Origin of the sequence: Litorisediminicola beolgyonensis (assembly GCF_042679605.1) — a bacterium.
In the GTDB taxonomy this organism is placed as follows: Bacteria; Pseudomonadota; Alphaproteobacteria; order Rhodobacterales; family Rhodobacteraceae; genus Litorisediminicola; species Litorisediminicola beolgyonensis.
On sequence record NZ_JBHTMU010000006.1, the window covers coordinates 123,290 to 143,463 of the forward strand.

General features: G+C 67.7%; 22 protein-coding genes. 15 read left to right on the forward strand and 7 right to left on the reverse strand.

Features of this window, described 5'->3' with window-relative positions; all coding sequences use genetic code 11:
* Window positions 1–25 precede the first annotated feature (25 nt).
* Window positions 26–742, reverse strand: a complete 717-nt coding sequence (locus tag ACFQ4E_RS05355; RefSeq protein ID WP_386801908.1) for an invasion associated locus B family protein — start codon at window positions 740–742, stop codon at window positions 26–28.
* Between the two features lie 452 nt (window positions 743–1,194).
* Here ACFQ4E_RS05355 and ACFQ4E_RS05360 point away from each other — a divergent pair, with 452 nt between their 5' ends.
* The 9 genes from ACFQ4E_RS05360 to ACFQ4E_RS05400 all read left to right on the forward strand — a co-directional run bounded on the left by ACFQ4E_RS05360 (window position 1,195) and on the right by ACFQ4E_RS05400 (window position 8,786).
* Window positions 1,195–2,754 carry a helicase HerA-like domain-containing protein gene (locus ACFQ4E_RS05360; protein ID WP_386801909.1) on the forward strand — a complete coding sequence of 520 codons (1,560 nt, stop codon included), beginning with the start codon at window positions 1,195–1,197 and terminating at the stop codon, window positions 2,752–2,754.
* 1 nt (window position 2,755) lies between these two features.
* Window positions 2,756–3,367 carry a VOC family protein gene (locus tag ACFQ4E_RS05365; RefSeq protein WP_386801910.1) on the forward strand — a complete coding sequence of 204 codons (612 nt, stop codon included), beginning with the start codon at window positions 2,756–2,758 and terminating at the stop codon, window positions 3,365–3,367.
* Window positions 3,367–3,858 carry a GNAT family N-acetyltransferase gene (locus tag ACFQ4E_RS05370; RefSeq protein WP_386801911.1) on the forward strand — a complete coding sequence of 164 codons (492 nt, stop codon included), beginning with the start codon at window positions 3,367–3,369 and terminating at the stop codon, window positions 3,856–3,858. The genes ACFQ4E_RS05365 and ACFQ4E_RS05370 overlap by 1 nt, the downstream gene beginning before the upstream one ends.
* A gap of 33 nt (window positions 3,859–3,891) precedes the next feature.
* The gene (locus ACFQ4E_RS05375) at window positions 3,892–4,578 is read left to right on the forward strand and encodes a TerB family tellurite resistance protein (protein WP_386801912.1); all 687 of its coding nucleotides are present in this window, start codon (window positions 3,892–3,894) and stop codon (window positions 4,576–4,578) included.
* Window positions 4,579–4,584: 6 nt separating this feature from the next.
* The gene (locus tag ACFQ4E_RS05380; protein ID WP_386801913.1) at window positions 4,585–5,586 is read left to right on the forward strand and encodes an endonuclease/exonuclease/phosphatase family protein; all 1,002 of its coding nucleotides are present in this window, start codon (window positions 4,585–4,587) and stop codon (window positions 5,584–5,586) included.
* A 42-nt stretch (window positions 5,587–5,628) separates the two neighbouring features.
* Complete coding sequence (locus ACFQ4E_RS05385; protein WP_386801914.1) at window positions 5,629–6,030, forward strand: hypothetical protein; 402 nt, start codon at window positions 5,629–5,631, stop codon at window positions 6,028–6,030.
* A gap of 62 nt (window positions 6,031–6,092) precedes the next feature.
* A complete protein-coding gene (locus ACFQ4E_RS05390; RefSeq protein WP_386801915.1) occupies window positions 6,093–7,040 on the forward strand; it encodes a CorA family divalent cation transporter in 948 nt (315 codons plus the stop codon).
* 89 nt (window positions 7,041–7,129) lie between these two features.
* Complete coding sequence (locus tag ACFQ4E_RS05395) at window positions 7,130–7,909, forward strand: DUF533 domain-containing protein (RefSeq protein ID WP_386801916.1); 780 nt, start codon at window positions 7,130–7,132, stop codon at window positions 7,907–7,909.
* Window positions 7,910–7,919: 10 nt separating this feature from the next.
* Entirely contained in the window at window positions 7,920–8,786 is an 867-nt protein-coding gene (locus ACFQ4E_RS05400) for a DMT family transporter (RefSeq protein ID WP_386801917.1), read from the forward strand.
* 6 nt (window positions 8,787–8,792) lie between these two features.
* Here the strand turns inward: ACFQ4E_RS05400 and ACFQ4E_RS05405 are convergent, their stop codons facing one another.
* The 3 genes from ACFQ4E_RS05405 to ACFQ4E_RS05415 all read right to left on the reverse strand — a co-directional run bounded on the left by ACFQ4E_RS05405 (window position 8,793) and on the right by ACFQ4E_RS05415 (window position 11,778).
* A complete protein-coding gene (locus tag ACFQ4E_RS05405; protein ID WP_386801918.1) occupies window positions 8,793–10,211 on the reverse strand; it encodes a protein adenylyltransferase SelO in 1,419 nt (472 codons plus the stop codon).
* 78 nt (window positions 10,212–10,289) lie between these two features.
* Window positions 10,290–10,739, reverse strand: coding sequence for a GNAT family N-acetyltransferase (locus ACFQ4E_RS05410; RefSeq protein WP_386801919.1), 450 nt, complete (start codon window positions 10,737–10,739; stop codon window positions 10,290–10,292).
* 97 nt (window positions 10,740–10,836) lie between these two features.
* Window positions 10,837–11,778 (reverse strand): nucleoside hydrolase, encoded by a 942-nt coding sequence (locus ACFQ4E_RS05415; protein WP_386801920.1) that lies wholly within the window; start codon window positions 11,776–11,778, stop codon window positions 10,837–10,839.
* A 235-nt stretch (window positions 11,779–12,013) separates the two neighbouring features.
* Between ACFQ4E_RS05415 and zwf the strand changes: the two genes are divergently transcribed.
* The 4 genes from zwf to ACFQ4E_RS05435 all read left to right on the forward strand — a co-directional run bounded on the left by zwf (window position 12,014) and on the right by ACFQ4E_RS05435 (window position 16,762).
* On the forward strand, window positions 12,014–13,465 hold the full coding sequence (gene zwf, locus ACFQ4E_RS05420; RefSeq protein WP_386801921.1) for a glucose-6-phosphate dehydrogenase: 1,452 nt from the start codon (window positions 12,014–12,016) through the stop codon (window positions 13,463–13,465).
* On the forward strand, window positions 13,462–14,139 hold the full coding sequence (gene pgl, locus ACFQ4E_RS05425) for a 6-phosphogluconolactonase (protein WP_386801922.1): 678 nt from the start codon (window positions 13,462–13,464) through the stop codon (window positions 14,137–14,139). The genes zwf and pgl overlap by 4 nt, the downstream gene beginning before the upstream one ends.
* Window positions 14,140–14,144: 5 nt before the next feature.
* Window positions 14,145–15,722, forward strand: a complete 1,578-nt coding sequence (gene pgi / locus ACFQ4E_RS05430; RefSeq protein WP_386801923.1) for a glucose-6-phosphate isomerase — start codon at window positions 14,145–14,147, stop codon at window positions 15,720–15,722.
* 152 nt (window positions 15,723–15,874) lie between these two features.
* Window positions 15,875–16,762, forward strand: coding sequence for a PRC-barrel domain-containing protein (locus ACFQ4E_RS05435; RefSeq protein ID WP_386801924.1), 888 nt, complete (start codon window positions 15,875–15,877; stop codon window positions 16,760–16,762).
* Between the two features lie 69 nt (window positions 16,763–16,831).
* On the opposite strand, the gene ACFQ4E_RS05440 is transcribed toward ACFQ4E_RS05435, so the two are convergent.
* Window positions 16,832–17,257, reverse strand: coding sequence for a cupin domain-containing protein (locus ACFQ4E_RS05440; RefSeq protein ID WP_386801925.1), 426 nt, complete (start codon window positions 17,255–17,257; stop codon window positions 16,832–16,834).
* An 87-nt stretch (window positions 17,258–17,344) separates the two neighbouring features.
* On the opposite strand from ACFQ4E_RS05440, the gene ACFQ4E_RS05445 reads away from it, so the two are divergent.
* Window positions 17,345–17,965, forward strand: a complete 621-nt coding sequence (locus ACFQ4E_RS05445; protein WP_386801926.1) for a holin-associated N-acetylmuramidase — start codon at window positions 17,345–17,347, stop codon at window positions 17,963–17,965.
* Complete coding sequence (locus tag ACFQ4E_RS05450; RefSeq protein ID WP_386801927.1) at window positions 17,956–18,486, forward strand: holin family protein; 531 nt, start codon at window positions 17,956–17,958, stop codon at window positions 18,484–18,486. The genes ACFQ4E_RS05445 and ACFQ4E_RS05450 overlap by 10 nt, the downstream gene beginning before the upstream one ends.
* Before the next feature lie 57 nt (window positions 18,487–18,543).
* Here ACFQ4E_RS05450 and ACFQ4E_RS05455 read toward each other — a convergent pair whose 3' ends face one another.
* Together ACFQ4E_RS05455 and ACFQ4E_RS05460 are read right to left on the reverse strand one after the other, a co-directional pair.
* Window positions 18,544–19,431 (reverse strand): c-type cytochrome, encoded by an 888-nt coding sequence (locus ACFQ4E_RS05455; RefSeq protein WP_386801928.1) that lies wholly within the window; start codon window positions 19,429–19,431, stop codon window positions 18,544–18,546.
* A gap of 5 nt (window positions 19,432–19,436) precedes the next feature.
* Window positions 19,437–19,898: a c-type cytochrome gene (locus ACFQ4E_RS05460; RefSeq protein ID WP_386801929.1), complete on the reverse strand. Its 462-nt coding sequence runs from the start codon at window positions 19,896–19,898 to the stop codon at window positions 19,437–19,439.
* Between the last annotated feature and the right edge of the window lie 276 nt (window positions 19,899–20,174).

Genomic DNA, 20,174 nt, shown 5'->3' on the forward strand with positions numbered 1-20,174 from the left:
TCTCATTGTGTTCGGATGGGCGGCCTTACTGCGGCAGCGGCTCGAGCTGGTCGAACCCGGCGGTGAAGCCCGAAAGCGACATCTCGACCGTCACCCGCTGATCGGGGGCGAGCGCGGGAACGATGCTCACCTTGGCGACATTGCCAGCTTTGAACGCGGCGATGTCCTGCGCGGTGAAGCCGATCCGGGCGAGGCAACCGATCTGGGTGCAGAAGGCGAAATCGTAGCGCTTGGTCGCGCCACCATCGACCTGGATCGCGAGCTTCTGGGTCAGCAGCGTCTCGAGCGGCACGATGATATTCGCGCCACCGGCAACCTCGCCGCCTTCGACCTTGAAGAGCCGGGCCTCGGCCACCGACGCGCCATCCGCGCCTTCGAGAAGCTGGTAGAGCTGGCAGGGTTCGGTCTGGCCTTCGGGCACCCGCAGGCACTCGACCCGCCAGTCGCCGGTCTCGGCCTTGATGTAGGAGGGATCCTCCTGCGCGGCCGGGGCCGCTTCGCCGTCGGTCTGGCCGAGATCGAGCGCGTCGCTCACCGCCGAGCCGTTGGCCGGTGCCTCGGCTGCAGGGGCCTCGGACGCGGGGGCGTCTGCTGCCGGAGCCTCGGTCGCGGGGGCGTCGGTGGCGGGCGCTTCCGCGGCCGGTGCCTCGGCGGCGGGTGTGTCGGTCGCGGTTTCCTGGGACAGAGCGGGCCAGGCGCTGGCAAGCGCGATGGCCGAGGCGATCAGCAAAGTCTTCTTCATCGGGACTGCTCCTTCGGGATCTGGGTCCGGTCTTTGGCGGTGACGTAGCATGCCTCGCGGGCGGTGTCAGGGGGCAACGCCAAGCGCGCGGCGGACAGGGCGGGGGTTTCCGCCGAACGCCGTCACAATCGCCTCAACAGAAAAAGGGCCCGCCAAGCGGACCCTTTTCCTTCTCCCTGTCGGACTGGCCGACTTGTCATTGGCAGTGACGCTACGACGCGGCTGCGGACCCGTCAACAGCGAAACTTCACCTTTTCTCACGGCTTTGCGAGCAGTCGTTGATAGCTGCGCGGCCACGAAAAAAACCGTGCCCGAAGGCACGGTCAGTCTGACAGGGAGGAAATGTCCGTCGACCCAAGAGGACACGAGGACCACGGACGAAAAAGACGCTAGCCGCAAAAGGTTAAGCGAGTATGTTTGGATCGGGACAAATTCTGGGCGGGGCGCAACGGATGCAGAACGGGATTTTCGTCGGCGGTGGCGGCGAAGGCTATGGTGAGAAACAGTACCTCGATCTGGGCTACGCCAACCGGCACGGGCTGATCGCGGGGGCGACTGGAACGGGCAAGACCGTGACGCTGCAAATCCTCGCCGAGAGCTTCTCGGACCGTGGCGTGCCGGTGTTTCTCTCGGATGTGAAAGGCGATCTGTCGGGGCTCGCCGCCTCGGGAAGCGAGAGCCACAAGCTGCACGTTCCCTTCACCGAGCGCGCGGCGAAGATCGGCTTCGACGACTATGCCTACCGCGCCTACCCGGTGACCTTTTGGGATCTCTTCGGCGAGCAGGGCCACCCGGTCCGTGCGACCGTGGCCGAGATGGGCCCGCTCCTGATCTCGCGGCTGCTGGAGCTGACCGAGGCGCAGGAGGGCATCCTCAACATCGCCTTCCGGGTCTCCGACCAAGAGGGGCTGCCGCTTCTCGACCTGAAGGATCTCCAGTCGCTCCTCGTCTGGGTCGGCGAGAACCGCGAGGAGCTGTCGCTGCGCTACGGCAATATCGCGGTGCAATCGGTGGGCGCGATCCAGCGGCGGCTGATGGTCCTGGAAAACCAGGGCGGAACGAAGCTGTTCGGCGAGCCCGCGCTCGACCTGGCCGATCTCATGCGCGTCACCGCCGAGGGGCGGGGGCAGGTGAACATCCTGGCCGCGGACACGCTGATGGCGTCGCCCCGGCTTTACGCGACCTTCCTTCTCTGGCTCCTGTCCGAGCTCTTCGAGGAGCTTCCCGAAGTGGGCGATCCGGACAAGCCGCGCCTCGTCTTCTTCTTCGACGAGGCGCATCTGCTCTTCGACGACGCGCCCAAGGCGCTGGTCGACAAGGTCGAGCAGGTCGCCCGCCTGATCCGGTCCAAGGGCGTGGGCGTCTATTTCATCACCCAGAACCCCGACGACGTGCCGGAGGATATCCTCGGCCAGCTCGGCAACCGGGTGCAGCACGCGCTGCGGGCCTTTACCGCGCGCGACCGCAAGGCGCTGCGCATGGCCGCCGAGACCTATCGCGAGAACCCGCGCTTCGACACCGAGAGCGCGATCCGCGAGGTCGGCGTGGGCGAGGCGGTGACCTCGTTTCTCGAGCGCAAGGGCGTTCCCGGCATGGTCGAACGAACGCTGATCCGTCCGCCCTCGTCGCAGCTCGGACCGATCACCGCGACCGAGCGGAGCTCGGTCATGTCCGGCTCGGATCTCGGGCTGAAATACGGGAAGACCGTGGATCGCGCCTCGGCCTACGAGATCCTGGCCGAACGCGCCGAGGCTGCCGCGCGCGCGGCGGCGGAAGAGGAGCGCAAGGAGGCCGAGCTCGAGGCCGCGGAGCGCGAATACCGCGCCGGGCGCCGCTACACCGGCACCCGTGTCGGCCGCTCGACCTCGGAGCCCACGCGCCGCACCCGAAGCACCAGTTCCGACACCTCGATCGGCGGCGAGATCGCCAAGGTCGTGCTGAAGGAGCTCAAGGGGACGACCGGGCGACGCATCGTGCGCGGTATCCTCGGCGGTCTTTTCAAGGCGCGCTGACATGCTGACCCTCGACCACCTCGCGGTGCTGGGAGAGACCCTCGAAGAGGCCGTCGGCGTGATCGAGGCGACGCTCGGCCAGCCGATGCTGCCGGGCGGCAAGCACGCGCATTTCGGCACGCATAACCAGGTGATGGGGCTGGCCGACGGGCTCTATCTCGAAGCCATCGCCACGGACCCCGCCGCGCCGCCGCCCGAGACAGCCCGCTGGTTCGGTCTCGATACGTTCCGGGGCGAGGCGCGGCTCGACAAGTGGATTTGCCGGGTGCCGGACATGGAAGCCGCGCTCGAGGCGCTGCCCATGGCGGGGCGTCCGGTCGAGTTGAGCCGGGGCACGCTCGAATGGATCATGGCGGTGCCCGAGGACGGGCAATTGCCCTATGACGGGCTCTTTCCGGCGCTGATCCAATGGCTCTCGCCGGTGCCGCCGGGCACCACGCTCAACGGCTCGGGTTGGCGTCTGACGGGACTCGAGATCCGCCACCCCGAGGCCCGGTCCCTGTCGCGACTTCTCTCTCCGCATTTGACCGATCCGCGGCTGCGCTATGTGTCCGACGAGACGCCGGCGCTTGAGGCCGTGTTTGAAGGTGCATCTGGAGAGAGGGTTTTGTAATGCAGATACGCGCGGCGCATCCGAACGACGCAGGCGGGATCTGCACGGTCTGGAACCCCTATATCGCCGAAAGTGCAGTGACCTTCACGACGGACGAGAAGACGGTGATCGGCATTGCCGCCGATATCCGCGACCGCGACGGCGCGTTCTTCGTCCTCGAAGAGGACAGCCAGATCCTCGGATTTGCGACCTATTTTCAGTTCCGCCGCGGGCCGGGCTACATGTACACCTCCGAGCACACGATCCTTCTCGCGCCCGAAGCGCAGAAGCAGGGCGCAGGGCGGGCGCTCATGGAGACGCTCGAGGCCCATGCGCGCGAGGCCGGGATGCATTCTCTGATCGGCGGCATCAGCGCCGAGAACCCGGGCGGCGTGTCGTTCCACGCGGCCATCGGCTTTACCGAGATCGCCCGCCTTCCGGAGGTCGGTTTCAAGTTCGACCGCTGGATGGATCTGGTGCTCATGCAGAAAATCCTCGGCGGATCGTCCTGACATGGCGACCGGCTTGGCCTAAACTGCGACCTCATGTCGATCTGGAGCCGCATTACCGACGCGCTTGCCGCGCTGCGTCAGGGCGAGAGCCTGGCGACGGTCTTCGACCGGCTGCGCAGCCCGCCCGAACGCTCGGTCGCCTTCACCATCGCGGTGATCGCGCTCTCCGCCAAGATGGCCAAGGCCGACGGCCTCGTCACGCGCGCCGAGGTGACGGCCTTCCGCGAGGTCTTCCATATCGCGCCCGAGGACGAGCAGGGCGCGGCGCGGGTCTTCAACCTCGCGCGGCAGGACGTCGCCGGGTTCGAGGATTACGCCCAGACCATCGCGCGGATGTTCGACGATGTCTCCGACACGCTCTGCGATCTGCTCGAGGGGCTCTTTCACATCGCGATGGCGGACGGCACCTATCACCCGGCGGAGGATGCGTTCCTGACCCGCGTGGCCGAGATCTTCGGCCTGTCGGACCGCCGCTTCCGTGCGCTCAGATCGCGCTACGTGCCCGAGGCCGAACCCGATCCCTATTCGGTGCTGGGGGTCGAGCCGGACATGCCGCTCGACGACATCCGGCGCACCTGGCGCGCGCTGGTGCGCGACAGCCATCCCGACCGGATGATCGCAAGGGGTCTGCCAGAGGAAGCGGTCAAGATGTCGGAAAAACGCCTGGTCGCGATCAACCGCGCCTGGGAGGAGATCTCCTCGTCCCGGCCCGCGGCCTGAGGCGTCATGCGCATCGCCACCTACAACGTCGCCTGGTTCGAGCATCTCTTCACCCGGCATGGCGATCTCGTGCCCGACGGTGCCTCGGCCTGGCATGGCGGCGTCACCCGGGCCGAGCAGATCGACGCGCTGATCACGGTCTTCCGGGCGATCGACGCCGACGCGATCCTCATCATCGAAGCGCCGGACGAGGGCCGCCGCGCCGGGACCGTGCGCAAGCTCAAGGCCTTTGCCGAGGCCGCGGGCATTCGTGCCCGTCAGCCCTTCACCGGGTTCACCAACGGCACCCAGCAGGAGATCGCGTTTCTCTTCGATCCCGACGTGATGGAGGTGATGCACGACCCCGGCGAAAGCCTCGATGCGCCGCGCTTCGATGGCACCTTCCGGATCGATCTGGATATCGACGCGACCGAGGACGAGGTCGATTTCTCCAAGCCGCCGCTGGAGCTTGAGATCATCCCCAAGGACGGGCGCGCGGGCTTCCACCTGATCGGCGCGCATCTGAAGTCGAAGGCGCCGCACGGGGCCAAGGGCAAGCACGAGATCCTGCGCCGCGCTATCGCCAATCGCCGCAAGCAGCTCGCGCAGGCGATCTGGCTTCGCCGCCGGATCGCCACTCACCTAGCGGAGGGCCGCAGGCTGGTCGTGGCGGGCGATCTGAACGACGGCCCCGGGCTCGACGAGTACGAGAAGCTCTTCGGCCGCTCCTCGGCAGAGATCGTGATGGGCAGCGGCGACGAGGCGCTCTTCGACCCGCATGCCGACGAGGCGCTGTCGCAACGCGTCGGCGCGCAGCCCTCGACCGCGCGGTTCTACATCGCCCCGAGGCGGCGCTTCCTGCAGGCGCTTCTCGATTACATCATGGTCTCGCCCGTCTTGCGTCCGCACGCGCATGACTGGCGCATCTGGCATCCGTTCGACGACCCCGACTGTTGGCGGCATCCCTTGGGCGAGGCGCTTCTGGCCGCGTCGGACCATTATCCGGTCAGTGTGGAACTCGATCTCTGAGCGCGCCTTTGCGCGGGCGACCTCCGACCCTATATTCACAACATGACCGCCAAGGCCGCCATACTCGCGCTCGCCCTCGCTCTGCCCGCCAGCGTCGCTCCGGCGCAGGAGGAAGAGCGTGAAGGCCGCTCGCTGATGGAATGGGGGGCCGAGCTCTTCTTCCGCGGCATGATGCAGGAGATGGAGCCGGCGCTCCGCGATCTTCAGGACCTCGCCGAGGAGATGGAGCCCGCGCTGCGCGAACTCATCGACGAGATCGGCCCCGCGCTTCTGGATTTCGTGGAAGAGATGGGACCGGCTCTCGAAGATCTCATGGCCGAGGTGCAGGACTGGTCCTATTACCACCCGCCCGAGATCCTGCCCAATGGCGACATCATCATCCGCAGACGGGAAGACGCGCCGCCCCTGGAGGAGGCCGAGCCCGACGGCGAGATCGAGCTCTGAACCCTTGCGGGAACCGCCGAACCGCGTCAGGTCTTTGACCTGCAACCGGTTTGGAGATTTGCGTGACCCCAATCTGTGCTTTCGACATCGCTCCGCGCGGTCGCGCCTCTGCTGCCGATCTGGGCGCGCCGCTGCCCGAACAGGGCTACCGCTGGCTGCATCTCGATCTGGGCGATGCCGGTGTCGAGGACTGGCTCTACGACACCTTGCCCGAACGCGCCGCCGAGGCGCTGGCCCGCGCCGAGACACGCCCACGCGCAGCGCCCCATGACGGCGGCATCATCTTCGTTCTGCGCGGCCTCAACCTCAACGAGGACAGCGACCCCGAGGACATGGTTTCGCTGCGTGGCTGGGCGACGGACCGGCTGGTGGTCACGACCCGCCGCCGCAAGGTCTTTGCCGCCGACGCGCTGCGCCGCGAAGCCGAGCGCGGCCATGCCCCCGAGACAGCGGGGATGTTCCTCGCCGCGCTGGCCGAGAATTTCACCGACCGGATCGAGGCCAATGGCGTGGCGCTCGAAGACCGTGTGGACGATCTCGAAGAGCTGCTCTTCGTCGACGACCAAGCCGACAAGGCCGAGGATCTGCCCGAGCTTCGCCGCGGCGCCATCCGGCTCGGACGGTTTCTGAAGCCGCAGGCCGCCGCGATCCACGCGCTCGCCGATCCGCGCATGCCGGTCATCGACGCAGACGCGCGCGAGGATCTGGCCGAGATCGCCGACCGCGCGCAGCGCGCGGTCGAGGAACTGGACGCCGTCCGCGACCGTCTGGCGGCGCTGGCCGACCACCTGGAGGGACGGCGGGACATGCGGCTCAGCCGGAACTCCTACGCGCTGTCCGTAGTGGCGGCGATCTTCCTGCCGATGAGCTTTCTCACCGGCCTTTTCGGCGTCAACGTCGCGGGAATGCCGGGCACGCAGGTCGGCTGGGCCTTTGCCGCGCTCTGCGGCGTCTCGGCCCTGACCGGCGTCGCCGTCTGGGCCTTGATGCGGATCCTGCGGCTCTTCTGACGTGGCGGCATGCGATCTCGGCTGTCAGCGCTCGGTCCGTGCGCTATTCTCCCAAGGAATGACCCGGTAACCCAGTCGCGGAGGACGCCATGAGCCTGATGAAAACCCTGACCAAAGTCGCCATCGGATACGCGGTGGCACGTGGTGTCGACCGGATGGCGTCGGGCAAGGGGCTCTCGGGTCTCTTCGGCGGCAGCGCGCAGGTCAAGGGCCGCCACCCGGCGACCAAGGCGGGCACGCAGATGACCGGCGCGGCGCAGGCCGGGATGCAGCAGGCGACGCAGCCCTTCCAGTCGATGATCGACCAGCTTCAGGAGTTCGGGCGCAACATGGGCGGCGCGATGGGCGGCGGCCTCGGCGGCCGCTCCGGCGGCGGGCTCCTGTCCTCGGTCCCCTCGGGCGGCACCGGCATGGCCGGGCTCGCGGCCGCGGCGGGTGGGGCCGCGACGATGGGCGGGCAGGGGATCGGCGCGCTGATCGACCGCTTCAACACCGAGGCGACCGCACCCGAGATGGAAAAGAGCGCAGGCCTGCTTCTCCGCGCGATGATCCAGGCGGCGAAATCCGACGGCGAGATCGACGACGAGGAACGCGCCAAGCTTCTGGAGCTTGTCGGCGACGATGCCTCCGAGGCCGATATCGCCTTTGTCTCCGAGCAGCTCTCCGCGCCCGTCGATCCCGATGCGCTGGCGTCCGACACGCCCGAGCAGATGCGCCTGCCGGTCTATTCCTCGGCGCTGATGGCGATCCGGGTCGATACGGATGCCGAGGCGCAGTTCCTCGACCGTCTCGCGCAGGGGCTCGGCCTCGACGAGCCGACGGTGAACGCGGTGCATCTGCAGATGGGCCAGAAGCCGCTCTACGTCTGAGGGTTTTTCCATGACATCCGAGGCCAAGGGCCTCGCGCTTGCCGTCACCGGGGCGCTCGTGCTGACCCCGGACGCGCTCTTCATGCGCCTGTCTGGCATGGACGGGCTCCAGATGCTCGCCTGGCGGGCGCCCTGCATGGGGCTCGTCTTCCTGACGGTCTGGCTGCTCGCGACGCGGGAGCCGGGAGATCTGCGCCGCCTGGCCTCGGGCGCCGGAGTGACGGTCTTGGGCGCGCAGGTGGTCAATGCCACGCTCTTTCCCATGGGGATCGCGCTCGCGCCGGTGGCCGTGATGCTTCTGGCGGTCGCGACGGTGCCGGTCTGGTCGGCGCTCCTCGCCCGCGCCGTCTATGGCGAGACGACCAGCTACCGGACTTGGGCCGCGATTGCCGCGGTCTTTGTCGGGATCGCCGTCGCGGTCAGCGGCGAAGAGGGCGGGATCGGCAGCGGCGCTCTCTGGGGCGTGGTTTGCGGCCTGGGTGTGGCCGTGTCGCTGGCGACGAGCTTCGTGACCCTCCGCCACAATCCCGAGCTGCCGCTCCTTCTGGCGGTCGGGATCGGGGCGGTCCTGGCCGGTCTGATCGGCATCGCCGCGACGGGGCCCTCGAACATGGCCGACGGGCAGGTCTGGGCGATCCTTATCACCGGGCTCGTGATCCTGCCGATTTCGTTCCTGTCGCTGAACGCCGCGACCCGCTGGACGGCGGCGGCCAATGTCAGCCTCCTGATGCTCCTTGAGACCGTGCTCGGCCCGCTCTGGGTCTGGTGGGGCATCGGCGAGGCGCCCGGACCCCGCGCGCTGATCGGAGGCGCCATCGTGGTGGGCAGCCTCCTCCTTTATCTTCTGAGCCGCCGCAGGCGCGGGCGCGCCGTCTGAGCCGGATCAGGTCCCGCAGAAGGTCGCCAGCACCCGCTCGTCCGGGAGAGGCGCACGGGTCAGATCGGCGTCCTCCGCCCGCGGCGTGAAGGGATCGGAGAGAACCCGGTTCAGCCGGTGGAACGGGGCATCGTCGCCCGCGACCGCGGCCATGATCGCAGCTTCGATCCGGTGCGTGCGGGGGATCACCCAGGGGTTCGTGCGCGCCATCAGCGCCTGCGGCTCGGGCTCATCGGCGATCCGCTCTGTCCAGCGCGGCTCCCAGAGATCGAAAAGCGCGGGGTCGGTGAACTGATCCCGCGCGCCGCCATCGCCGAGCGCGCGGAAGGTGTTGGTGAAATCCGCCTGTCCCTCCTGCATCCGGGTCAGGAGGTCGGCGACCAGGTCCTTGTCCTCGGGGCGCAGGTTCGAAATGCCGATCTTGGCGGCGAAGCGGCGCTCCCAGGCCGCGCGAATCAGCTCGGGCATGGCGTGAACGCGCTGGGTGAAATCGGCGACCGCCGTCTCGGGATCGGGCATCAGGGGCAAGAGCGCCGTGGCGAGCTGAGCCATGTTCCAGACGATGATGTCGGCCTGGTTGGCGTAGCCGTAGCGGCCGTAGCGGTCGATGGACGAGAACACCGTCTCGGGGTGATAGGCATCCATGAAGGCACAGGGGCCGTAATCGATGGTCTCGCCCGACAGCGTGCAGTTGTCTGTGTTCATCACGCCGTGAATGAAGCCGAGGCTCATCCACTGAGCCACCAGCTCGGCCTGCCGTGCGATGACCTTGGACAAGAGGTCAGCCGGGTCGCGCGCCTCGGGGTAATGGCGCTCGACCGTATAGGCGTAGAGCGCTTCGAGCCCCTCCTGGTCGCGGCGGGCGTGGAAGACCTGGAAGGTGCCGACGCGGATATGGCTTTGCGCGACGCGGGTGAGGACCGCGCCGGGATAGGGCTCTTCGCGGATCACCGTCTCGCCGGTGCGGGTCGCGGCCAGCGCGCGCGTGCTCGGCACGCCCATCGCGTGCATCGCCTCCGAGACGAGGTATTCGCGCAGCACCGGACCGAGCCAGGCGCGCCCGTCGCCCATGCGCGAATAGGGCGTCGGGCCCGAGCCCTTGAGCTGGATGTCGCGCCGCGTGCCGCTCCGGTCCACCACCTCGCCCAGAAGCAGCGCGCGCCCGTCGCCGAGCTGCGGGTTGAACTGGCCGAATTGGTGCCCGGCATAGAGCTGCGCGAGCGGGGCGGCGTTCTCGGGCGTGGCATTGCCCGAAAAAATCCGTGCGAGATCGTCCTCGGGGCCCGCCTCGATGCCAAGCTCCTCGGCCAGAGCGTGATTGAAGGCGATGAGGGACGGAGCCTGGACCGGGCTGGGCCCGAGGCGCGTGTAGAAGCGCTCGGGCAGGCGGGCGTAGCTGTTGTCGAAGGGGATCGCTGTCTGCATGGGGCCTAGGTAAGCCTCTGCGCGCCGTCTTGAAAGGCTCGCGGGCGCGTGCGGCGGACCAACCCGCGAGAGACGGGGTTAGCGCAGCACCCGGCTCATGAACATGTAGCCGTCGCGCGGCTTGAAGCGCGCGCGGGCGTAGAAGCGCTGGGCCTGCTCGTCCTCGCGCGCCACCTCGAGATGCATGGCGCGGACGCCGGCCTCGCGGAGCGCCTTGGCGATCCCGTCGAGCGCCTCGCTTCCCATACCGCGGCGGCGCACGGCGGGACGGATGTAGATCTCGTCGATCACCGCATCGAGACCGCCAAATTCGAGCGACCAGCCGAAGCAGACGGCGATGTAGCCCACCGGTGCCTTGCGCGGGCCGATGATCCAGATCGCCCCGTGGGGCGAGCCGTCGAGAAGCGGTGCGACCGCCTCGGCTCGGGTCTCCAGATCGGTCTCGTAGCCGCGCTCGGCGTGAAAGGCCGCGATCAGCGGCAGGAGCCGGTCGGTATCCTCGGACGTGGCGAGATGCAGCGATTTCATGCGGGCCTTTCGCGGCGGCTGGGGGCAGTGGCCGTGGCTTACGCCAAAGCGGGGCAGGGGGAAAGCCGATGGCGGGCGTAGACCGGCGGGAGGATGCTCAGAGCCGCGCGAGCCGTTCGGTCAGGAGCGAAAAGAACCCGTCCGCGTCGAGATCGCCGATGAAATGCGCGTTGGGCGCCCGATCCGTCACGCCCCACCAATCGGCGACGGTCATGCCGAGCGTCAGCTCGGACCGGGTCTCGATCTCGACATTGATCCGGCGGCCCGAGAAGGTCTCGGGGCGGAGCAGATGGGCGATCACGCAGGGGTCATGCAGGGGCGCGCCCTGGGATCCGTATTTCTCCTTGTCGAAGCGCTCGAAGAAATCGGTCATCTCGGCCACCGCATGTCCGACGGCGGAGCCGAGCGCCCGGAAGGCGTCGTTGCGGGGCGCGGTTACGAGCGCCTTATGCGTCACGTCGAGCGGCAGGACGGTCAGCGGCACGCCCGAGCGGAAGACGATCTCGGCGGCTTCGGGATCGACATAGATGTTGAACTCGGCCGTCGGGGTGATGTTGCCGACCTCGAAATAGGCGCCGCCCATCAGCACGATCTCGCGAATCTTCGGCGCGATGTCGGGCGCGCGGGTGAGCGCCGTGGCGATGTTGGTCAGAGGCCCCAGGGGGCAGATCGTGACCTCGCCCGCGGGCCGGGCGCGGACCGTGTCGATGATCGCGTCAACGGCGTGCCCGTCGGCGAGCGGCATGGTCGGCTCTGGCAGGACGGGGCCGTCGAGCCCGGTCTTGCCGTGGACATGCTCGGCGGTCACGAGCTTGCGCGCCAGAGGACGGTCGCAGCCCGCGTGAATCGCGATATCGGGGCGTCCCGCCAACTCGCAGACGATGCGGGCATTGCGCGTGGTCAGATCGAGCGGCACATTGCCCGCGACGGTTGTGATCGCCAGAACCTCCAGGTCCTCGGGCGAGGCGAGCGCCAAGAGGATCGCCACGGCGTCGTCCTGGCCGGGATCGGTGTCGATGATGATGGGACGCGGGGCCATTTCGAACTCCGGGACGGTTGGCGAAAGCTCGGATGTGGTCGCATGGGGGCACCTGCTTCGCAAGATGCCGCAACTGTTGCCGCTCTGCCTTCAACATTGCTCTGGGCCGAACCTGCGTTAGACTCTGTGTCGGGCTTGGTGTAAAGAAGCGCCGTTAGCGCTAACGACCTCGGTGCCTTTCGATCCGTGGCCGCTGGTGCGACCTTGGCTGAAGACTGTAACGGAGAGCGGACACATGGTTTCGCGCGTCATCCCGGTCGACCCGTTCGACCTCGTTATCTTCGGCGCCACGGGCGATCTGGCCCGGCGCAAGATCCTGCCGGGGCTGTTCCGGCGCTACCTGTCGGGGCAGATGCCGGCCGAGGCGCAGATCCTCGGCGCCGCACGCTCCGAGATGGACGACGGCGCGTTCCGCACCATGGTGCGCGAAGCCATCGCCGAGTTCGACAGCACGGAACACAAGCCCGAAGAGCTCGACGCCTTTCTCGAGCGCGTGGGCTACGAGGCCGTGGATGCCAAGGGCACCGGCGGCTGGGACGCGCTGCGCGGCAGGCTCCGCGACGACGCGGTGCGCGCCTTCTACTTCTCCGTCGCGCCCTCGCTCTTCGGCGATATCGCCGAGCGCCTGCGCACCCACGGGCTCGCGACCGAGGCCACCCGGATCGTGGTCGAAAAGCCCTTCGGCAAGGATCTCGAGACCGCCAAGGCGCTGAACGCCACGCTGGCGCAGCATTTCGACGAGACGCAGATCTACCGGATCGACCACTATCTCGGCAAAGAGACGGTCCAGAACCTGATGGCCGTGCGCTTCGGCAACACGCTCTTCGAGCCGCTCTGGAACGCGCAATATGTCGATCACATCCAGATCACCGTGGCCGAGACCGTCGGCGTCGGCGGGCGCGGCGGCTATTACGACACATCGGGCGCCATGCGGGACATGGTCCAGAACCACCTGATGCAGCTTCTCTGCCTGATCGCGATGGAGCCGCCCGCCAAGTTCGAGCCCGACGCGGTGCGCGACGAGAAACTCAAGGTGATCCGCGCGCTCGAACCGGTCGAGCCCTACCACATCGTTCGCGGCCAGTATGACCGCGACGAGGAGCAGCCGGGCTACCGGGCGCATGTCGAGAACCCGCGCAGCTTCACCGAGAGCTTCGTGGCGATGAAGCTCCATATCTCGAACTGGCGCTGGGCGGGCACGCCGTTCTACATCCGCACCGGCAAGATGCTCCGGGCCCGAACCTCGGAGATCGCTGTCGTGTTCAAGGACGCGCCGCATTCGATCTTCGGCGCCGAGGCGGGGCGGCACCGCAACGTGCTGGCGATCCGGCTGCAGCCGAACGAGGGTATGACCCTCGACGTCACCATCAAGGAGCCGGGACCGGGCGGCATGCGCCTTCTCGACGTGCCTCTGGACATGTCCTTCGCCGATGCGATCGGCCCCGAGGGCGCCGATGTGCCCGACGCCTATGAGCGTCTGATCATGGACGTGATCCGCGGCAACCAGACGCTCTTCATGCGCGGCGACGAGGTCGAGGCTGCCTGGGCCTGGACCGATCCGATCATCGCGGGCTGGACCGGGCGCAACGACGTGCCGAAGCTCTATGACGCGGGCTCGTCGGGACCCGAGGATGCGCTGATGCTGATGCATCGCGATGGCCGCCGCTGGAGGGAGATCAAGGCATGAGCTACCGGTTCGAGGAATATGCCGACCGGGAGATGCTGTTCATCGACCTCGCCAACCGCATCGCCGGCGAGCTGAAGGACGCGCTCGAGCGCGCCGAGCGGGTCGTGCTGGCGGTTCCCGGCGGCACCACGCCGGGTCCGGTCTTCGACGATCTCTGCTGCGTCGATCTGGACTGGGCGCGGGTGGATGTCATGCTCACCGACGAGCGCTGGGTTCCCGAGGATCACGACCGCTCGAACACCCGGCTCCTGCGCGAGCGGCTTCTGACGGGACGCGCCGCAGAGGCGCGGCTCTTGCCGATGTTCCTGCCCTGCCAGGAGCCCGAGGATCGGCTGGCCGAGCTCGAAGAGATCATCTCGCCGGAGCTGCCGCTCTCGGTCGTGGTGCTCGGGATGGGCGCGGACATGCACACCGCGTCGATCTTTCCGGGCGCCGACCGGCTGGAGGACGCGCTCGACAAGCGCGCGCCGATCCTGATGCCGATGCGCGCGCCGGGCGCGCCCGAGCCGCGCATCACGCTGACCGCGCCGGTGCTGAACGGCGCGATGTCGAAACACATTCTGATCGTCGGTGCCGAGAAACGCGCGGCGCTGGAAAACGCGAAAGGGAAACCGGCCAAAGAGGCACCGATCAACGCGGTGCTCGATGGCGCGGTGGTTCATTGGGCGGAGTGAGCGACATGTGGGAAGACCTGAAGCGCCATGCGGACCGGATCGACGGCCGCCGGATCGAGGGATTGTTCGAAAATGACAAGCGTGCCACCGAGTTCTCGCTCGATGCGGTGGGGATGCTGTTCGATTACTCGAAGACGCAGCTTGACGGCGACATCCGCGAAGCGCTGATCGACGTGGCGAAACAGGCCGGTGTCGAGGCGCGGCGGGACGAGATGTTCTCGGGCGCCAAGATCAACGAGACCGAGGGCCGCGCCGTGCTGCACACCGCGCTGCGCAATCTCGACGGCGGTCCGGTCATGGTCGATGGCGACGACGTCATGCCCGGGGTGCTCGACACGCTGAAGCGGATGGAGGCGCTCGCCACCGAGATCCGCGCCTCGAACGTGACCGATGTGGTCAATATCGGCATCGGCGGCTCCGATCTCGGCCCGGCCATGGCCTATCTCGCGCTCTCGCCCTATGCGGACGGGCCGCGCTGCCATTTCGTGTCGAACGTGGATGGGGCGGACATCGCCGACGTGCTCACCGGCCTCGATCCCGAGACCACGCTCTTCATCGTCGCCTCCAAGACCTTCACCACCATCGAGACCATGACCAACGCCCGGACCGCGAAGGCCTGGCTCTCGGACAAGGGCGTCTCGTCCGACGGGCGCTTCGTGGCGCTCTCCTCGAACAAGGAGAAGGCGGGCGAGTGGGGCATCCCCGAAGCCCGTGTCCTGGGTTTCGAGGACTGGGTCGGCGGGCGCTACTCGATGTGGGGGCCGATCGGTCTGTCGCTGATGATCGCCATCGGTCCCGACGGCTTCCGCGCCTTCCTGCGCGGCGGGCAGGAGATGGACCGGCATTTCCGCGCCGCGGAGCTGCACGAGAACATGCCGGTTCTTCTGGCGCTCGTGGGCATGTGGCACAACCAGGTGCTGGGACATGCGACCCGCGCCGTTCTGCCCTATGACAACCGCCTGTCGCGGCTGGCGGCCTATCTCCAGCAGCTCGAGATGGAGAGCAACGGCAAGGGCGTCTCGATGGACGGGGCTGATCTGCCGTTCAACTCCGGCCCCGTCGTCTGGGGCGAGCCGGGCACCAACGGCCAGCATGCCTTCTACCAGCTGATCCACCAGGGCACGCGGGTGATCCCCTGCGAGTTCATGGTCGCCGCGCGCGGACACGAGCCGGAGCTGCGTCATCATCATGAGCTGCTGATCGCCAACTGCCTTGCCCAATCCGAGGCACTGATGCGCGGTCGGACGCTCGACGAGGCGCGCGAGAAGGTCGCCGGCACCTTCGAGGGCGACGAGCTGGAGCGGCAGGCCAAGCACCGGGTCTTCCCCGGAAACCGGCCGTCGACCACGCTGATCTACCCGCTGCTCGATCCCGAAACGCTCGGCAAGATCATCGCGCTCTACGAGCACCGGGTCTTCGTCGAGGGGGTGATCCTCGGGATCAACTCCTACGACCAGTGGGGCGTCGAGCTGGGCAAGGAACTGGCGTCTTCCCTCGGTCCCGTGGTCTCGGGCGAGGCCTCGGCCGACGGCAAGGACGGCTCGACGAAACAGCTCGTCGATTACGTCCTGAAGAACCGCTGAGCGCCTGACCCCGCGCATGTCGGCCTGCGGCAACGCGCCGCGGGCCGCTTGGTTCCTTACTCTCAAATATATATTTTTTCGCGCCTGCAGGGAACGACACATCTCCCAGTCATGTTTTCATGTCAGACTTGTCGAAAACGAGAGGACATGACATGCAACGCCTCCTTGCCACCACCGCGCTCGCCCTGACGCTGACCGCGATGCCGGCATTTGCCGAACAGCACACCAACATGGAGCAGGCCGGAAACGATCTTGAGAACGCCGCGGAGAACACCGCAGAGGCGACCGAGAACGCTGCCGAAGACGCCGCTCAGGCGACCGAGAACGCCGCCGAAGAGACCGGCGAAGCTGTCGAGAACGCCGCTGAGGAAACCGAGAACGCTGCCGAGAACGCGGCCGAGGCCACCGAGAACGCTGCCGAGGACGCCGCAGAGGCGACCGAGAACGCGGCCAACGAGGTCGAGGCGGAAGCCAAGGAAGCGACCGAGGAAGCGATGGCAGCCGACCAGGCCGACGCCAAGCTGATCCGCACGCGCGACATCGTCGGCGGCGTGGTCTACTCGATCGTCAGCGATGATGCTGCCGAAGCGCAGGAAGAGCAGGCCGAAGAGGCCGGCGAAGCTGCCGAGGAGCAGGCCGAAGAGACCGCCGAGGCGCAGGACGCGTCCATGGCGGAAGAAGAGCAGATGGAAGACAAGGCCGAGGCCGAAGCGGAAGCCGCGGCATCCGGCAATGGCAACGGTCAGGACATGGCCGCCTCCGGTCAGGTTACCCTGAGCGCCGAGGGCTATGACTCCATCAACCCCGAGTGGGAGAACATCGGCAATATCGAGGATGTCGTGCTGTCGCAGGACGGTCAGCTGCAGGGCGTCGTGGCCGAAATCGGCGGCTTCCTCGGCATCGGCGACAAGAAGGTGTTCGTGAAGGTCGACGAGATGAAGCTCGCACCGACCGACAACAACACCTACGCGCTGGTGGTTCCGTTCTCCAAGGAGCAGCTCGAGTCCATGAACAGCGTTGATGAAGGGTTCTGGGAGTAAGCCCTTTAGCTGCTGAACCGCTGAAATGACTCAGAGCAATGCGTCCCGGCCCCCCCGGGGCGCATTTTTTTACGCACCGATGTCGAACCCCGGCTGAGCGAGCGTGAACCCGTCGAACCGGAAGCCCGGCGAGACGGTGCAGCCGACGAGGGTCCAGTCGCCCAAGCATTCGGCCGCCTGCCAATAGCCTTCAGGGACAATCAGTTGTGGAACCTCGCCCCGGTTCAGCGCCGGTCCGAGGACGCGGTCCTCGCGCGGACCGGCCTTGGTCTCGGATAGCGACAGCCGAAGCGGCGCACCGGCATAGAAATGCCAGATCTCGGCGGCATCGACCTTGTGCCAATGGCTGCGTTCGCCCGATGTCAGCAGGAAATAGATGCATGTCCCGGCGGAGCGCTCGCCGGGGGCCGCCTCGGCCTCCCAGGTCTGCCGGTAGTGCCCGCCCTCGGGATGCGGCGCGAGCGACAGATGGGCGATGATCTCGTCGGCGGTCATGGGCTCGTCCCGGGGGCGCGCGGTGGTCCCACGCGGAATTAAGGGGTCTTTGGCACTCTCCCGGCTCAGATCACAGCGGAGAGCGCCATGCAGCGGCCCAGCACAGTCCGGCAGATCGCCGAAGAGATCGTTTCCCGCGAGGGCGGCTATGTCAACGACCCCGACGACCCCGGAGGGGCCACGAATTTCGGGGTCACGCTCGGGACCCTTGCGCGGCTCGGGCGCGATCTCGACGGGGACGGGCGGGTGACCGAGCGCGACGTCAAGCTTCTGACCCGCGCCCAGGCCACCGAGATCTTCATCCTGCATTATTTCGAGCGCCCCGGGATCGGGCGGCTGCCCGAGGCGCTGCAGGCCTCGGTCTTCGACATGTATGTGAACGCCGGTGCGAACGCGGTGACGATCCTGCAGCGGCTGCTGAACCGCATGGGCGCGCGGCTCGTCGTCGACGGCAAGCTTGGCCCGAAAAGCTGGGCGGCGGCGACCGAGATCCATTCCCGCGCGCCGGACCATTTGGCCGATGCCTACGGGATCGAGCGGCGGAATTACTATTTCGCGCTGGCCGACCGGCGTCCGGCCTCGCGCAAATACGCCCGGACACGGGCGGGCGGCAAAGGCGGCTGGATCCGCCGCGCCGAGGAGTTCATCGCGCCCCGCTACCATCTGAGCGAGGCGCAGTTTCAGCGGAGGATCGCGTCATGGGGTTGATCGAGACGGCGATGGGGCTGGTCTTCGGATCGGGGCGCAACGTGGTGGCGGAGACGGCCGAGGTGTTCCGCGTCAATGCCGAGGCCGAGGCCCAACGCGGCCACGGCGCCCGCGGCGAGGCGCTCGAGCAGTTCGCGGCCGAGTTCGCGCGGGCGCAGGGCTCGGGCTTCGACCGGATGATGGACGGGGTGAACCGCCTGCCGCGCCCGGCGATGGCGCTCGGCACGCTCGGGCTTTTCGGCGCGGCGATGGTCGATCCGGTCTGGTTCGCCGAGCGCATGGCGGGGATCGCGCTGGTGCCCGAGCCGCTCTGGTGGCTGCTCGCCGCCATCGTCAGCTTCTATTTCGGCGCCCGCCACCAGGCCAAGGGGCAGGATTTCCAGCGCGAGATGGCGGTGGTGCTGTCGCGCCTGCCTCAGATCCGCGCGCTTCTCGACGGCTCCGAGGAGACGCCCGCGCCGGACGCGGTCGATACCGGCGACAATACAGCGCTTGCCGAGTGGCGCGCGACGCAGGGCTGAGAGAACAGCGCGCCGGGTGACAGAGCCCGGCGCGTCCTTGATTGGAAACAGATCGGCTCAGCTTCCCGGCAGCGCCTTCAGATAGGCCGCAACCGCCGCGCGGTCGTCGGCGCTGAGCTTGGCGAAGTTTTCGATCACCGCCACCATGTGACCGCCCGCGCTGTCATAGTCGGGCGTGAAGCCGGTCTCGAGATAATAGGCAATATCGGTCTCGGACCATGTGAGCTCATCCGGCGTCAGTGCCGGGATCGTGCCTTTACCCGACGGGTTCGGCGCGCCCGCGAGCCAGCGGCTCCGGTCGAGCCCGCCAAGCGCCGTGCGCGGCGTGTGGCATTCACCGCAATGGGCAAGCGCCTCGACCAGGTCACGGCCCCGAAGAAGCGTGTCGCCCTCGGGATCGGTCATCACGTAGCTGTCGTCGAGATAAAGGAGCTTCCAGCCCCCGAGGCTGGCGCGGATCGAAAACGGAAATCCGATCTCATGCGGCTGGCTCGGCGTCGGATCGGCGGGCAGCGTCTGCATATGCGCCCAGAGATCGGTCACGTCCTGCGGCGCGAGATGCGTGTAGGAGGTGTAGGGGAAGGCGGGATAGTAATGCGCGCCGTCCGGCGAGGTGCCGAGCGTGACCGCAGAGGCGAACTCGGTCAGCGACCAGTCCCCGATCCCGGCCTCGGGATCGGAAGAGATGTTCGGAGCGAGGAACGTGCCGAACTCCGACGGGAAGCGCTGGCCGCCCGCGAGCACCAGCTTGGCCTCGCCCTCTGCATCCGGCGCGGCATGGCACGAGGCGCATCCCGCCGCGGTGAAGACCCGCGCGCCGCGCTCGGGATCGGGCGCGAGATCCGCGTAGAGCTCCGCGTCGACCGTCGCAGGCCGCGTGATCCAGAGGCCCCCGGCGGCGATGAGCGCGCCGAGGACAACCAGTCCCAGAAGGAAACGGGCCAAGAGGATCAGTTCTGCGAGGCGCGGTAATCGTCGTGGCAGGCCTTGCAGGCGTTGCCGACCGGGCCGAGCGCCGGGCCGATGGCTTCCTGACCGTTCGCGGCGGCGGATTGCAGGGCCGTGGCGGCCTCGCCGAGGGCGGACCATTTCGACGCGAAATCGTCCCAGTTCTCCCAGATCGCGGGCAGGGCGCGGGTGCCGTCGATGGCCATTTCGTCGGTGCCTTCTGGCCAGAGCGTCATCGGGCTCTGCTTGATCATCGTCACCGCATGGATCGAATCCGCGGCCATCTGCGCCGTCTCGGCGTTGTACTCAACCTCGCCCTTGGCCATGCCGCCGAGGATACCGAGGTTGAGAGCGAGGATGCGGAACTGACCCTGACGGGCCTTCAGATTGCCACTGAAATCGTCCTGCGCGACGGCAGGCGCGGCAATCAGACAGGCGGCGGCGAGGGGAAGGGCGAGGCGCATGGGACATACTCCGGTTGGCACTGACGCTAGGGAAACCCTAGACCGGGTACGAAAATGAACAAGCATGACGCGCAGGGCAGCGATGCGAGACCTGTTCACGATTGTGTCAGCGGCTCAGTTGAGCGGCAGTGTCGCGGACCCGGCGGAGCGTGTCGAAGATCAGCGAGGCCGGGTCGATATTGACCGCGCGCCCGTGCCGCGCCCGGTCCCCGGTCTCTTGCGCAAGCGCCGCCCAGGCGCGCGCGGCGGTCGCATCCGGCGCCAGCCGGGCGCAGA